This window comes from Pseudomonas sp. P116 (genome assembly GCF_020149425.1).
In the GTDB taxonomy this organism is placed as follows: domain Bacteria; phylum Pseudomonadota; class Gammaproteobacteria; order Pseudomonadales; family Pseudomonadaceae; genus Aquipseudomonas; species Aquipseudomonas anatoliensis.
On record NZ_JACVHB010000005.1, the window covers coordinates 429,961 to 445,041 of the forward strand.

The 15,081-nt window shown below is 59.8% G+C and carries 14 protein-coding genes and 1 tRNA gene; 9 read left to right on the forward strand and 6 right to left on the reverse strand.

The window, feature by feature from the left end; genetic code table 11:
- Positions 1–67 precede the first annotated feature (67 nt).
- The 6 genes from hisF to ICA15_RS19290 form a co-directional block, all read right to left on the reverse strand.
- Positions 68–838, reverse strand: coding sequence for an imidazole glycerol phosphate synthase subunit HisF (gene hisF / locus ICA15_RS19265; protein WP_084318197.1), 771 nt, complete (start codon positions 836–838; stop codon positions 68–70).
- A 9-nt stretch (positions 839–847) separates the two neighbouring features.
- The gene (gene hisA, locus ICA15_RS19270; RefSeq protein ID WP_014336098.1) at positions 848–1,585 is read right to left on the reverse strand and encodes a 1-(5-phosphoribosyl)-5-[(5-phosphoribosylamino)methylideneamino]imidazole-4-carboxamide isomerase; all 738 of its coding nucleotides are present in this window, start codon (positions 1,583–1,585) and stop codon (positions 848–850) included.
- A 42-nt stretch (positions 1,586–1,627) separates the two neighbouring features.
- Entirely contained in the window at positions 1,628–1,888 is a 261-nt protein-coding gene (locus ICA15_RS19275; RefSeq protein WP_150593884.1) for a DUF2164 domain-containing protein, read from the reverse strand.
- Complete coding sequence (gene hisH, locus ICA15_RS19280) at positions 1,889–2,527, reverse strand: imidazole glycerol phosphate synthase subunit HisH (protein ID WP_150604030.1); 639 nt, start codon at positions 2,525–2,527, stop codon at positions 1,889–1,891.
- Entirely contained in the window at positions 2,527–3,120 is a 594-nt protein-coding gene (gene hisB, locus ICA15_RS19285; protein ID WP_042557195.1) for an imidazoleglycerol-phosphate dehydratase HisB, read from the reverse strand. The genes hisH and hisB overlap by 1 nt, the downstream gene beginning before the upstream one ends.
- 262 nt (positions 3,121–3,382) lie before the next feature.
- Positions 3,383–5,047, reverse strand: a complete 1,665-nt coding sequence (locus ICA15_RS19290; RefSeq protein WP_150604031.1) for an OFA family MFS transporter — start codon at positions 5,045–5,047, stop codon at positions 3,383–3,385.
- A gap of 353 nt (positions 5,048–5,400) precedes the next feature.
- Here ICA15_RS19290 and ICA15_RS19295 point away from each other — a divergent pair, with 353 nt between their 5' ends.
- The 9 genes from ICA15_RS19295 (at position 5,401) to ICA15_RS19335 (ending at position 15,058) form a co-directional block, all read left to right on the forward strand.
- Positions 5,401–7,626 (forward strand): AsmA family protein, encoded by a 2,226-nt coding sequence (locus tag ICA15_RS19295; RefSeq protein ID WP_210554352.1) that lies wholly within the window; start codon positions 5,401–5,403, stop codon positions 7,624–7,626.
- Positions 7,623–8,690, forward strand: a complete 1,068-nt coding sequence (gene mutY / locus ICA15_RS19300; protein ID WP_210554353.1) for an A/G-specific adenine glycosylase — start codon at positions 7,623–7,625, stop codon at positions 8,688–8,690. Before ICA15_RS19295 ends, mutY begins: the two co-directional genes overlap by 4 nt.
- Positions 8,687–8,959: an oxidative damage protection protein gene (locus ICA15_RS19305; RefSeq protein ID WP_095190072.1), complete on the forward strand. Its 273-nt coding sequence runs from the start codon at positions 8,687–8,689 to the stop codon at positions 8,957–8,959. The genes mutY and ICA15_RS19305 overlap by 4 nt, the downstream gene beginning before the upstream one ends.
- A 103-nt stretch (positions 8,960–9,062) precedes the next feature.
- Positions 9,063–9,138 (forward strand) — tRNA-Phe (locus ICA15_RS19310).
- 266 nt (positions 9,139–9,404) lie between these two features.
- A complete protein-coding gene (locus tag ICA15_RS19315) occupies positions 9,405–10,829 on the forward strand; it encodes an L-lactate permease (RefSeq protein WP_210554354.1) in 1,425 nt (474 codons plus the stop codon).
- A 27-nt stretch (positions 10,830–10,856) separates the two neighbouring features.
- Positions 10,857–12,335: a PLP-dependent aminotransferase family protein gene (locus ICA15_RS19320; RefSeq protein WP_210554355.1), complete on the forward strand. Its 1,479-nt coding sequence runs from the start codon at positions 10,857–10,859 to the stop codon at positions 12,333–12,335.
- 30 nt (positions 12,336–12,365) lie between these two features.
- Positions 12,366–12,713, forward strand: coding sequence for a hypothetical protein (locus ICA15_RS19325; RefSeq protein ID WP_210554356.1), 348 nt, complete (start codon positions 12,366–12,368; stop codon positions 12,711–12,713).
- Positions 12,714–12,957: 244 nt separating this feature from the next.
- On the forward strand, positions 12,958–14,016 hold the full coding sequence (locus ICA15_RS19330) for a YhcG family protein (RefSeq protein ID WP_150617448.1): 1,059 nt from the start codon (positions 12,958–12,960) through the stop codon (positions 14,014–14,016).
- 67 nt (positions 14,017–14,083) lie between these two features.
- Entirely contained in the window at positions 14,084–15,058 is a 975-nt protein-coding gene (locus tag ICA15_RS19335; protein WP_210554357.1) for an alpha/beta fold hydrolase, read from the forward strand.
- Positions 15,059–15,081: the final 23 nt, after the last annotated feature.

Sequence of the window (15,081 nt, forward strand, 5' to 3'; positions counted from 1 at the left end):
CTACCGAAATCCATGGCGTGCCCAAGAGTGCCTTGGGCACGCCATGCTGTCCACTGGCCTGTACCGTTTAACGCATCACAATCCCGCGATGGGCCATATAGGCCTTGGCTTCCTGCACGGTGTATTCGCCGAAGTGGAAAATACTCGCCGCCAGCACCGCGCTGGCGTGGCCTTCGAGAATGCCGTCAGCCAGATGCTGCAAGTTGCCGACACCGCCGGAAGCGATCACCGGAATGCCCAGCGCATCGCTGATGGCGCGGGTCACGCCGAGATCGAAACCGTTTTTCATGCCGTCCTGATCCATGCTGGTCAGCAGGATCTCACCGGCACCGAGGCCTTCCATCTTCTTCGCCCATTCGACTGCATCGAGACCGGTCGGCTTGCGCCCACCGTGGGTGAAGATTTCCCAGCGCGGGATTTCGCCCGGGCCCGACACCTTCTTCGCATCGATGGCGACGACGATGCACTGCGAGCCGAAATGCTGCGCGGCTTCGCCAACGAATTCAGGGTTGAACACGGCTGCGGTGTTGATCGAAACCTTGTCCGCGCCGGCATTGAGCAGATTGCGGATGTCTTGCACGGTGCGTACACCACCGCCAACGGTCAGCGGAATGAACACCTGGCTGGCCATGCGCTCGACGGTGTGCAGCGTGGTATCGCGGCCATCGACGCTGGCAGTGATGTCGAGAAAGGTAATCTCGTCAGCACCCTGCTCGTCATAACGACGGGCAATTTCCACCGGGTCACCGGCGTCGCGGATGTTCTCGAACTTCACACCTTTGACGACCCGGCCGTTGTCCACGTCCAGGCAAGGGATGATGCGTTTGGCCAGCGCCATGGTCAGTCCTCAGCCTTTGTACGAATCGCAGAAAGCTTGCGCTTCAGCGACGTCGAGGGTGCCTTCGTAGATCGCCCGGCCCGTGATCGCACCGATGATGCCCGGCGCCTTGGCGTCGAGCAGCGACTTGATGTCACCGAGGTTGTGAATACCGCCGGAAGCGATCACCGGGATCTTGGTTGCAGCAGCCAGCGCAGCGGTGAACGGTACGTTGCAGCCCTGCATCATGCCGTCTTTGGCGATGTCGGTATAAACGATCGAAGACACGCCATCGGCTTCAAACTGCTTGGCCAGATCGATGACCTGCACGGTGCTGATTTCAGCCCAGCCGTCAGTGGCGACAAAACCGTCCTTGGCGTCGAGGCCGACGATGATTTTGCCTGGGAACGCGCGGCACGCTTCGGCGACGAAGGCCGGATCTTTCACGGCTTTGGTGCCGATGATCACGTAGCTCACGCCAGCCTTGACGTAGTGCTCGATGGTTTCCAGCGAGCGAATGCCGCCGCCGATCTGGATCGGCAGGTTCGGATAGCGCTTGGCGATGGCGGTAACCACTTCGCCGTTGACCGGCTGGCCTTCGAAGGCGCCGTTCAGGTCGACAAGATGCAGACGACGGCAGCCGCCCTCCACCCACTTGGCAGCCATGCTCACCGGGTCATCGGAGAACACCGTGGAATCTTCCATGCGGCCCTGGCGCAGACGTACGCAGGCACCGTCTTTAAGATCGATAGCGGGGATAATCAGCATCTGGCAAACCTTCAAATTTGAATGTTCAGCTTGGCTCGGAAATCAGTTTTTCTCGAGCGCCCACAGGTCGCTTTCGATGCTCTCAAACCGTTCCTTGAGGTGGGTCTGCACATCGAAAATCGCCCTGTTGTAGTAGTGCGGAGCAATTTCGCGGGTAAACAGCTCAAGAATTTCTGCCGCTTCGAACGAACCCAGGTCCAGTTCGAAACGATCCTCCATGAACCGCTTGATCTTGTGATTGGCCTCGTTCTCCTGTTCGGGAGTGAGGGTCAGGATCGGCGGTCTGGATTTCTTGGCAGCCATTTACCAGCGACCGTCCCACGCAGCGAAGTTCTGCAGCAATTGCAGGCCATGGGTATGGCTCTTCTCCGGGTGGAACTGCACGGCGAAACGCGAGCCATCGGCCAGCGCTGCAGCGAAATCGACACCGTAATGACCGCCGCCCACCACCTGCCGCGCGTTGGCAGCGGCAATGTAGTAGCTGTGCACGAAATAGAAACGCGCCATGTCCGGAATGTCGTGCCACAGCGGGTGACTGACCTTCTGCTTCACCTCGTTCCAGCCCATGTGCGGGACTTTCAGGTGCTCGCCGTCTTCATGCAGGTCTTTGCCGAAGAACTTCACCGCGCCCGGGAACAGGCCGATGCAGTCGACGCCGTTGTTCTCTTCGCTGGTATCGAGCAAGGCTTGCATGCCGACGCAGATGCCGAGGAACGGACGATCCTGGCTGACTTCACGCACCAGCGAATCAAACTCGAGGCGACGGATCTCCGCCATGCAATCGCGAATCGCGCCGACACCCGGGAACACCACACGGTCGGCTTCGCGGATCACGGCCGCATCGCTGGTGATCAACACTTTACCGGCGCCGACGTGTTCGAGGGCCTTGGCCACCGAGTGCAGGTTACCCATGCCGTAATCGATAACTGCAACCGTCTGCATTACAGAACGCCTTTGGTCGATGGCATCTGCCCGGCCATGCGCTCGTCGAGTTCGACAGCCATGCGCAGCGCGCGGCCGAAAGCCTTGAACACGGTTTCGATCTGGTGGTGGGTGTTGGTGCCACGCAGGTTATCGATGTGCATGCTGACCAGCGCGTGGTTGACGAAGCCCTGGAAGAATTCCTGGAACAGGTCAACGTCGAAGCCGCCAACGGTAGCGCGGGTGTACGGCACGTGCATTTGCAGGCCCGGACGACCGGAGAAATCGATCACCACGCGCGACAGCGCTTCATCGAGCGGCACGTAGGCGTGGCCGTAACGACGGATGCCTTTTTTGTCGCCGATGGCTTTGGCGAAGGCCTGGCCGAGAGTGATACCGACGTCTTCCACCGTGTGGTGGTCGTCGATATGCAGATCGCCCTTGCATTCGATATCCAGGTCGATCAACCCGTGACGGGCGATCTGATCCAGCATGTGCTCAAGAAAAGGAACACCGATATCGAATCGGGCCTTTCCGGTGCCATCAAGGTTGATCGAGGCTTTGATCTGGGTTTCCAGAGTGTCGCGCTCGACAGAAGCCTTACGTTCGGCCATCACCAGCTCCGCAAAATCATTGGGCGAAAAAGGCAGCCATTATAGGCACGCGAACGCGAAACAGAAACACGAGAAGGGATATGGCTGACGGAGTGAATACGGGGGTGTCGCGGGTAGACATGTGCATACAAGCCATTACAGGCGCCCAAAAACAACTGTAGGAGTGAGCCTGCTCGCGATGAGGACCTTGCAATCAACATTTCTGTGACTGTCAGACCGCTATCGCGAGCAGGCTCACTCCTACAGGGGTACTGCTTTTTACTTAGTTAAACAATACCGCCGTTTTCTGCAGAGTCACCCACACACCCCACGCCAACGGAATACCCACTGCCAGCCAAGCGGCAATCGCCAACGGCTTGCTGCCCGGTGCCGCTTTCCATTCCAGAACGGTGGTCGCATCGGCACCTTTGTCATGGCCCAGCGCCTGTTCGGCAGCCAGTTCGGCATCGGTCATGAAGTACTTGTCAGCCACCGGGCGCACCAGCAGGTTGCACAGGAAGCCCAGCACCAGCAAACCGGCGAGGATATACAGCGTGATGTCGTAAGCGGCAGCGCGTTCAACGCCGATGCTCAGTTGATACTCACGCAGGTAGTTCACCAGCACCGGACCAAGCACACCGGCCGCCGCCCAAGCGGTCAACAGACGACCGTGGATCGCGCCAACCATCTGCGTCCCGAACAGGTCGGCCAGATACGCCGGAACCGTCGCAAAACCACCGCCATACATCGACAGGATGATGCAGAACGCCGCCACGAACAGCGCAACGTTGCCCAGGTGGCCCAGATTCGGGATCAGCGCGTACAGGGCAAAACCCAGTGCGAAGAACACGAAGTAGGTGTTTTTGCGGCCCAGGTAGTCCGAGAACGATGCCCAGAAGAAGCGGCCACCAATGTTGAACAGGCTGAGCAGACCGGTGAAACCGGCAGCAATCGCGGCAATCGAAGCCAGTTGCCCGGCGTCAAGCTGGCCAAACGGCACATCAACACCCAGCAGCTTGCCGCCGAACACTTCCTGCAGCAGTGGCGAAGCCATGCCGAGAATGCCGATACCGGCAGACACGTTCAGGCACAGCACCAGCCAGACCAGACGGAATTGCGGGGTTTTCCACGCCACATTCACGTGCACGTGACGGTGCGTGATCATCGAGTTGGATGCTTTTTTCGCTGGAGCGGTCCAGCCTTCAGGTTTCCAGCCGGTTGGAGGCACGCGGTAAGCGAGGGCGCCACCGATCATGAACACGAAGTAGATCGCCGCCATGGCCACGAAGCTCTGCCAGACGCCAACGCCTTCAGCCGAGCCGAAGTGGCTCATCAGCGCGGTCGCCAACGGTGCACCGACCATCGCGCCACCGCCGAAGCCCATGATCGCCATGCCGGTCGCCATGCCGCGCTTGTCCGGGAACCACTTGATCAGGGTCGACACCGGCGAGATATAGCCCAGGCCCAGACCGATACCACCGATCACGCCGGAGCCGATCCACATCAGCCAGATCTGGTGGGTATAAATCCCCAGCGCCGAAATCAGCAGACCACCGCACCAGCACAGTGCCGAAACCACACCAGCCTTACGCGGACCGGCGTGTTCCAGCCAGCCACCCCAGATCGCTGCCGAGCAGCCGAGGAAGATGAAGAACAGGGTGTAGATCCAGCCGAGCATCGAGATCGGCCAGTCGCATTGCGACGAGAAGACTTGTGCGATGAAGCTCATGTCCGGCGCGCAAGCCACCGGTGCAGTAACGCCCAGCGCCTTGGACAACGGCAACCAGAACACCGAAAAGCCGTAGGCCATGCCGATGCACAGGTGAATGGCCAGAGCGGCCGGTGGAACCAGCCAACGGTTGAAACCGGGCTTGGCGATGATGCGTTCCTTGGACAGGAACGCGGGCTGATCGGCTTTGAAGCCGTCCGCCGTGATGCTCGTGCTCATTGTGTATCCCCCAATTATTAGTATGGTTCGCCAGCCACTGTTCACCCCCGGCCTTATGCACGCAGGCATGACCGTTTTTTTGAGTGAAGCTCCTTGAAGGCGCGACGTTAAGTCGCAGAAGGACGGACGAACCGGCGAAGGTTACCATTTGCACGTGACAGAAAAACCAAACTGATATCACCTTTTTTCTGTTACCTGATCTTATCTCTGCGGTGAACCCCCATCGCATCCGTTGTCGAAGCGCTACAAGCGGCGAGTCAACGACCAAGGCAGGACGCCTCAGCAGTGAAGACTGATGCAGCGCTATACTCCCCGGCTAAATTACGAATTCGACTAATTACAAGGACTCGCCCATGAAAGCGTTCGGCAAAATCCTGGGTCTGGTACTCCTCGGGCTGTTGCTGATCATTGTGGCGGCAGGCTTTGCCCTGACCCACCTCTTCGATCCCAACGACTATAAAGACGAGATCCGCCAGATAGCCCGCGACAAGGCCCACATCGAGCTGACGCTCAATGGCGATATCGGCTGGAGCCTGTTCCCGTGGCTCGGCCTGGAATTGCACGAAGCCAGCGTCGCCACCCTGGCCAAACCCGCCGAACCGTTTGCCGATTTGCAGATGCTTGGCCTGTCCGTGCGCGTGCTGCCGCTGTTGCGCCGCGAAGTGCAGATGAGCGATGTGCGCGTCGAAGGCCTCAACCTGCGCCTGAACCGTGACAAGAACGGCCATGGCAACTGGGAAGATATCGGCAAGGTGCCGGTCGCGCCTGGTGCAACGCCGCCTGCCTCTGCTCCCGGCCAACCCGCCAGCGACGCCCCGGTCGCCGTGGAGAAACCGGCGCAACCGATCCGCCTCGACATCGACAGCCTGACCGTCAACAACGCCCGCGTTGAGTACAACGATGAACTGAGCGGCAAGCAGTTCAGCGCCGAGAGCATCCAGTTGAGCACCGGCCCGGTGCACGACTCGACCAACATCCCGATCAAGGCCACGGCATTTCTCGGCACTAATCAGCCGGTGCTGCGCGTGCGCACCGAGCTCAATGGCGAGTTGCGCTTCGAGCGCGCCCTGCAACGCTACAAGTTCGAAGACATGAAGCTCTCCGGCGAAGTGGCGGGCGATCCGCTGCAAGGCAAGACCATGACCTTCTCCGCCCAAGGGCAACTGCTGCTGGATAAAGCGGCGAACGTCGCCGAATGGACCGGGATCAAGATCTCCGCCAACCAATTGCGCGCCTTGGGTGAACTGAAAGCCAACGACCTCGACAAGACCCCACAGATCACTGGCGGTATCTCGATCGCCCAGTTCGATCTGGCGAAATTCGTCGACAGCATCGGTCAAAAACTGCCGGCCATGGCCGAAGGCAGCCTGAGCAAAGTCGAACTGGTCAGCCGCATTGCGGCCACACCGAGCAGCGTCGCGTTCGACAACATCAACCTGAAACTCGACGACAGCAGCTTCAGCGGGCGCATCGCCGTCGAAGACTTCGCCAAGCAATCGTTGCGCGCGATCCTCAAGGCAGACACCTTCAACGTCGACCGTTACCTGCCGCCGAAATCGGAAAAGGCCAACAGCGCCACGCAAACCCGTCAGGCCGAAGTCGCCAGCACCGAAGCCAATGCCATCGCCGGTGCGGGTTCTACACCGCTGCCAGACAAACCGAGCAAAACCGCCTGGAGCACCGAGCGCCTGCTGCCGGTTGAACGCCTGGCCAAACTCGACGTGGACGCCGACCTGACCTTCGGCCAACTGACCCTCGACAAACTGCCGATGCAGAATGCCGCGCTCAAAGCCACTGGCCAGGGCGGTCTGCTGACCCTCGGCAACCTCAGCGGCGAGCTGTACAACGGCGGGTTTGAAGCCAAGGGCACCCTCGACGTGCGCCCGAGCGCCCCGGTGCTCAACCTGCAGACCAAAATCAACCGCGTGCCAGCGGAAAAAATCCTCGAAAGCCAAGGCAAAAAACCGCCCGTCACAGGCCTGGTAACACTGACCAGCAACCTCACCGGCAGCGGCAACAGCCAACAGGCGCTGATCGACAGCCTCAACGGCAACGCCAGTTTCGTCATCAACAACGGCGTGCTGCTCAACGCCAACCTTGAGCAGCAACTGTGCAAAGGCATCGCCACCCTCAATCGCAAGTCACTCAGCGGCGAGCCACGGGGCAAGGACACTCCGTTCCAGGAACTCAAGGGCAACCTGACTTTCCGTAACGGCATCGCCAGCAACCCGGACCTTAAGGTTCGTATTCCGGGCATGACCGTCAACGGTGACGGCGACATCGATCTGCGGGTGCTGGGCATGGACTACCGCGTCGGCATCATCGTCGAAGGCGACACCAGCGCCATGCCGGATCCGGCCTGTCAGGTTGGCGACAAATTCGTCGGCATCGAGTGGCCACTGCGCTGCCGTGGCCCGCTGGAACTGGGCGCCAAGGCGTGCCGCCTGGATAACGAACGCATGGGCCAGGTCGCGAGCAAACTGGCCGGCGACAAACTCAGCGAGAAGATCGACGAGAAACTTGGCGACAAGGTCAGCCCGGAATTGAAAAACGCATTGAAGGGGCTGTTCAAGCGATGAGAGCGGAGCAGTTTTCAGAGGCGGTGCTGGATTGGTTCGACCGCCATGGCCGCCACGATTTGCCTTGGCAGCAGGACATCAACCCGTATCGGGTCTGGGTGTCGGAAATCATGTTGCAGCAGACTCAGGTCAGCACTGTGCTCAACTACTTCGACCGCTTCATGGCCGCGCTGCCAACGGTCGAAGCCTTGGCCGAAGCGCCGGAAGACGAAGTGCTGCACCTGTGGACTGGCCTGGGTTACTACACCCGCGCACGCAATCTGCAGAAAACCGCGAAGATCGTCGTCAGCCAGTACGCTGGCGAATTTCCGCGCGATGTCGAGAAGCTGGTCGAGTTGCCGGGCATAGGCCTGTCCACCGCTGGCGCTATCGCCAGTATCAGCATGGGCCTGCGCGCGCCGATCCTCGATGGCAACGTCAAACGCGTTCTGGCGCGCTTTACCGCGCAGGAGGGCTACCCCGGCGAGCCGAAGGTCGCCAAACAGCTGTGGGCCAATGCCGAGCGCTTTACGCCGCACGATCGGGTCAACGCCTACACCCAGGCAATGATGGATCTCGGCGCCACGCTGTGCACCCGCAGCAAGCCAAGCTGCCTGCTGTGTCCGCTAGAGCGTGGCTGCGAAGCCCACATGCTCGGCCTGGAGACGCGCTATCCGATTCCCAAGCCGCGCAAAGCCATCCCGCAGAAACGCACGCTGATGCCGATGCTGGCCAATGGCAAGGGCGCGATTCTGCTTTATCGCCGCCCATCGACCGGTTTGTGGGGCGGTCTGTGGAGCCTGCCGGAACTCGACGACCTCGACGACCTGCAACATCTCGCCGATCAGCACTCGCTGGCACTGGGCGAGCAGCAGGCGCTGCCGAGCCTCGTCCACACGTTCAGCCATTTCCAGTTGGCCATCGAACCCTGGCTGGTTCAGGTGCAGGAGGCCAGCCATCACGTGGCCGAGGCCGACTGGCTCTGGTATAACCTCGCCACCCCGCCGCGCCTGGGCCTCGCCGCCCCGGTCAAAACCTTGCTCGAACGCGCGGCCGCCGTCTTGAATGCAGGAGAGTCGCCATGACCCGCACCGTAATGTGCCGCAAGTACAAAGAACAACTCGAAGGCCTGGAACGCCCACCGTACCCGGGCGCCAAAGGGCAGGACATTTTTGACAACGTCTCGGCCAAGGCCTGGGCCGACTGGCAGAAACACCAGACTCTGCTGATCAACGAAAAACGCCTGAACATGATGAACGCCGAAGATCGCAAATTTCTGCAGGGCGAAATGGACAAGTACTTCTCCGGCGAGGAATACGCCCAGGCTGAAGGCTACGTTCCGCCTGCGCAGTAAGCCCACAAAATCGGGGGTCGGATCGTAAGCGACGGAATTAATTTAAGAAATTTTAAAAAAGTCGTTGACGAGAATCCGAAAAACCCTTTTAATGCGCCCCGTTGCCCAGATAGCTCAGTCGGTAGAGCAGGGGATTGAAAATCCCCGTGTCGGCGGTTCGATTCCGTCTCTGGGCACCAAATACCGAAAACCCTGAATCGCAAGATTCAGGGTTTTTTTATGCCCGCGATTTGATCCCCTCCTCCTCACCCCGCTTCTCTCGGTATCCATCGCCCTCGGGTGTATTGGAAAAAACCCGAAATCTGTATCTCTCCCCGTACAGAAAAACTCGCCAGTATTTCTACACGCCTTGGCGATCCCGCGCCTGGCCACACCTCGCGCCCCGCAAACACTCTGGACCTTTCAAGTCGACAGAGCGCATTACCTGTTTTCTGGAAACCTGTGCATGAGCTCTCTTTTGTTGCAAATGTCCCCCATCGTTCTGGTCATCGCATTAATCCTGATCGTCCGCCGCCCACCGGTACAAGCTGCGCTGGCGGGCGTGGCACTGGTGCTCGTACTGTGGTTGTCAGGCGCTGCCGGGGCCGTATCCGTCGCGATCACTTCTGCAATCTTTCAGGACACCACAATTCTGTTCCTCAGCACCGCTTGCGTGATCGTACCGGGGCTGGCCTTTGTCATTCTGGTCGAGCGCGGTGGTGCGCCTCAGGCCATCGGTGCCTGGGTCAAAGAGCTCGGCTGGACACCGCCGGCGCAGATCATCTTCATCGTGCTGGGCCTGGCGCCGTTGCTTGAAGCGATGACGGGGTTCGGCGTCTCGCTGATCGCTACGGTGCCGCTGTTGATAGGCCTGTTTACGCGACAGTCGGGGATGAAAATCGCGCTGGCAGGGATGGTCATCATGCCGTGGGGCACTTTGGGGCTGGCGACGGTGATTGGCGCGTTGCTCGCGCACTTGCCGGCGCAAACCCTCGGCAGTCATTCGGCGCTGATCAGTGCGCCGGTGTTCCTCTGCCTGGCCGCGATTGCCATGTGGCAGGGCGGCATCCGCAGCGTCTCGCCGTGGCTGGGGCTGATCGTGGTGACGGCGCTGTTTGTCGCAGTGCTGTTTTCCATCAACCTGTGGATCGGGCCGGAAGTCTCCGGTGTGCTGGCCGGTCTGGCCGTGGCCTGCGTTGGCTTGGGCATTTCGTTCGTACAACGCAGAAAACGGGTGCGCTGGCCGAACGCGGCGTGGCCCTATCTGGCCTTGCTGGGGGTGATCGTTGCGTCGCGAGGATTGTTTGTTCTGTCGGGTTGGGATGCGCTGTGGATGGTCAAAGGCGAACACGTTTCGTGGAAGCCATTGGCGTCCCCCGGGCTGGCATTGATGATCGTCAGCTTGTGGATGGCGATTCGGCAAAGCGCTGCGGCGGGCTTCCCGTGGCGCGCGCTGTTTAATCGGGCGAAGTTTCCGGTCACGACGATTTTCCTGTTTTTGCTGCTCTCGCAAGTGATGGTCAATGCCGGGTTCCTGGTCGAGGCGCAGCGCACGCTGCAATCGTTGTCAGGGATTTCCCTGGCACCGACCATCGCGTTGCTGGCAGGGATTGCCGGTTATGTCACTGGCTCCAACGTCGGCGGCAACACACTCGTCATGCCGTCCATCGCCGCACTGACCAGTGAGCACGGCGCGTGGCTGGCCGCGATGGTCAACAGTGCCGCCGGGCATGGCGCGCTGGGGTCGCTATCAATTCTGTCGCTGATCACCGGGCTGGCCGGCGCCAACCGGCATGAAGAGCACAGTCTGATCCGATTCGCCTTCGGCCTGGTTGCGCTCAACATCGTCATAGTTGCTGCAACGGGGGGCGTTTTACTCTACTTTCTCTGAATTGTTTCGCGACACAACAGAGAACTTATGGACAGGTTTGATTTGCCGGACAAGCGCTGGCGGATAGTCAAGGATTGGATCATTCGTCAGATCGACAGCGGGGAATGGCCGGCCGATACGAAGCTGCCCTCGATCCGCGCCCTGACCCGAATGTTTGAAACCAGCATCACCACCGTTCAGCGCGCGCTGGCGGATCTGGAAGCCGATGCCTATGTTTCGACGGTCCCCCGTGTCGGCTATTTTGTCTCGGCTTCAGGACGGGGCAAACCGGCCAGTGATTTTGATTTCTCCAGTGTTCCGGTCAACGTCAATCATGCGGTGGTCGCGATGCTCTCCCAAGCGGCTTCGCGCACTACCGCGTCATTGAACTCGGCCGTGTTGCACGGCGACCTCACGCCGAACGTGCTCCTCAACAAGTGCCTTTCGGTGCTGGCCGGCAAAGCTGACAACTCGCTGACCGGGCTGGTCGCACCGCCCGGCCTGCCAGCGCTGCGCCGTCGGATTGCCGGACTGATGCTGACCCGTGGCGTGGTTTGCGGGCCAGACGATATTCTGATGACATCGGGCGACACGATCGCCTTGGAGCTGGCACTGGAAGCCGTCGCGCCGCGAGGCGCCACCGTCGCCATCGAAACCCCGACCTATTACGGCATCCTGCAGACCATCGAACGCCTGGGCATGCGCGCCCTGCCGATCCGTACGCACGGCAAACTGGGCCTCGACGTCGATCACCTCGAAGAGGCGTTGAAACTGAAAAAGGTCGCGGTGATTTTTCTCAACCCGACCCTGCAGAATCCCCGTGGCTTCATCATGCCCGAGGAAACCCGCGCACGGCTGTCACAGATCGCTCGCGACGCGGATGTGCCGATTATCGAGGACGATATCTTCTTCGACCTGGTGCCCGAAGGCGAACGCCCGCGCGCGATCAAGAGCTACGACAGCAGCGGACAGACGATTTACTGTTCGTCATTCTCCAAGACCATCGCGCCCGGCTATCGCGTTGGCTGGTGTCTGGCCGGCAAGTACCGCAATGCCATTCTGGCGCAGATGTTTTCCCGCAACCTGGCGGTTTCCAGCCTGGCGCAAAATGTCCTCAACGAATTTATCGGGCGCGGCTACATGGAAGAGCACTGCGCCAGGCTCAGGTCGCAACTGTCTTCGCATGCAAGCTTTGTCGAAGCGCTGGTGCGCACGGATTTCCCTGCGGGAACCGTGTATGTGCCACCACGCGGGGGGTTCATTCATTGGATCGAGTTGCCAGCACACACGGACATGTTGGCGCTGGATCGGCTGGCCAGCGAGCGCGGTTGCCACGTGGCCGGGAGCGGGATTTTTTTCGCCGACGGGCATGCAACCACGGGCGTGCGTATCTGCCTTGGCACAGCGCTGACCCCGGATGTGATCGCAATTCTGAAGGTGATTGCCGAGTGCGCGCACCTCGCCGGGCGACCATCAGACGTGCGGCAGATGCTGACTGCACAACTTCAAGAAACAGCGGTTTCCTGACCGCGAAAAGGACTTTCGCAGAGCCACCTGATGAACCAGAAAAGAACCCGCATCCCCCTGCCCCATCCGCCGCCGTATCGCCAAAGCCGGGCGACCTTCTGGCTGACCGTACTCGTTGGCGTTCTGATTACCTTCGCTTGCGGCGCATCCATCTGGATGCTGTTCGACAGCTGGACCAGCGGCTCCATCACCACAACCAATCGCGGCCCGAAAGACACCTACACCCTGACCCTGCAACCCCGGCGGTTCTGGATCGAGTTCGTGTCGCAAAGCATAGGTACCGTGTTCCTGCTATTTATCGGGGTGTTCGGATTGTGGATTTATCGCAAAGTGCAGGAGCCTGTGAAGAAGCCGAAAGGCAAGCGCACTCGGCGATAAATAATCCCGTCCTGCGACAATCATGCTTGCTTGATTGAACGCGGGCCGGTCGCGCTCCAGAACGGTTGAATCTGGAGCGCGTACGAAATGGACTACAGACCGTCGCCACTTAATGCGTCAAGAGCCAGCAACTTCCTGCAACACCCATCCCTTCTTCCTGCCGACTTCGCAGGCTGGGCCGACATCTTTCGCAAGCGACTCTCGGCATGCTGGCACTTCTGTTTTCAATGATGCGGAAGATTCGATGAGCCAGCTGAAACCTGCTGACATGCAAGATCCGAAAATCGATTCACTGCTGGGCGAACTTGGCGAGCTGATCCGCCAGGCACGGCAAAAAGTGCTGCGCGTTGTAGATACGATTCAGGTGCAAACCTGCTGGCAGATTGGCCGGCATATTGTTGAGTTTGAACAGGAAGGAACCAAACGAGCGGGATACGGCAAGCAACTGTTGGCCCTGTTAGCGCACGAACTGAAGGCGCAGTTCGGCAAAGGCTTTGATGAGCGAAATCTGCGCTACATGCGCAGCTTTTATCAGCTTTTCCCTATTTGGAACGCAGTGCGTTCCGAATTGAGCTGGACCCACTATCGCAGGCTGCTCAGGGTCGAAAGTGAAAAGGCTCGCCAGTGGTATATGGACGAATGCGCCACCCTCAACTGGTCGAGCCGCGCCTTGGATCGCCAGATCAATACGCTGTACTACGAGCGCCTGCTAATGAGTCGGGACAAGGCAGGCGTGATCGAGGAAGCTACCACCAACATCGCCGCACTGAACTGCAATCCACGCGAGTTCATCCGCGACCCCGTCATTCTCGAATTTCTCGGCCTGCCATCTCCGGGCAAGGTGAATGAAACGGGGCTTGAGCAAGCGCTCATCGATCATCTGCAGAGCTTCCTGCTGGAGCTGGGCAAGGGCTTCTCTTTTGTGGCTCGACAACAACGCATAAGCGCCGGCGGTTCGGATCTGTACATCGATCTAGTGTTTTACAACTACCTGCTCAAATGCTTCGTGATCATTGACCTCAAACGTGGCCAACTCAGCGCACGCGATGTCGGGCAGATGGATATGTATGTGCGCATGTACGACGAGCTCAAGCGCAGTGAGGGTGACAAACCGACCGTCGGGATCATTTTGTGCGCGCAGGATAACGAGGCGGTCGCGCGTTACTCGATCCTCAAAGGCAATGAGCAACTGTTCGCCAGCAGTTACAAAACAGTACTGCCCAGCGTGGAAGAGTTGCGAGCGGAGCTGCAAAGAGAACAAGCATTGATCGAGGAACGCATGCTCTCTGAATCCACCGAATAAACGCTGCAGATTGTCCCTTTAAGGTACTGCGACTATCGTGGGCAGCGTCTCGCAAAGGTCGAGCACCATGAGCTGTCAGGACACGCCCCCATTGCAAGCTGCGCAGCGCAAGCCGCCATTGGCTGCCGAGCTTCAAGGTGATCCGTTCAAGGAAACAGCCGCCGACGGTTTTGTCCTTGGCGGTTTCACCTGGCGTCATGCCCTGCCCGATATCCAACGCCCGGTTGTAATCCTCAACGCCGCCACTTCGGTGCGCTGCCGTCATTACTCGCGTTTCGCTGATTACCTGTTCGCCAATGGCTTCGACGTCATCACCTACGACTACCGGGGCATCGGTGAGTCGCGACCTGGCTCAATCAAAGGCCTCAACGCCTCATGGACAGATTGGGGCGCGCTGGACTTCGAGGCGATGCTGCGGCGCGCGCAGCGGGAATTTACCGGGCAGCCCATCGATGTTGTCGGCCACAGTTTTGGTGGCTGCGCGGCTGGCCTCGGTGAGTCCGGGCAGGTCATCCGACGGCTGGTCACCGTCGGCGCGCAGTTCGCCTACTGGCGCGATTACGCGCCTGAACATCGCTGGCGGATGTTCGGTAAATGGCATCTGCTGATGCCCCTATTAACACTGTTCTGCGGCTACTTCCCCGGTAAACGCCTCGGCTGGCTGGAAGACACGCCGGCAGGCGTAGTGCGCGACTGGAGCACGCCCACCGCGCGTTACGAGCGTCGCCCAAGCGGGCGAGCGATGTTGGCGAGAACAGGCCGCCTGCCCTTTGCCAATGTCCGCGCGCAAACCCTGGCGATCAGCATCAGCGATGACCCTTATGGCACGATTGCAGCCATCGAGCGCCTGCTCAACTACTTCAGCCATGCGCCAAAAACCCATCTGCGCATCGACCCGCAGGACATCGGCGAGCAACAAGTCGGACATTTCGCCTTTTTTCGCAGCGCATACCAAGCCACACTATGGCCCATCGCTCTGAACTGGCTGCAAACCGGCGAACTGGCCCCCGACACACCGGGGCGGCAAGTACCGCGCAGCTGAGCCTCATTCAACGCACGACGGAA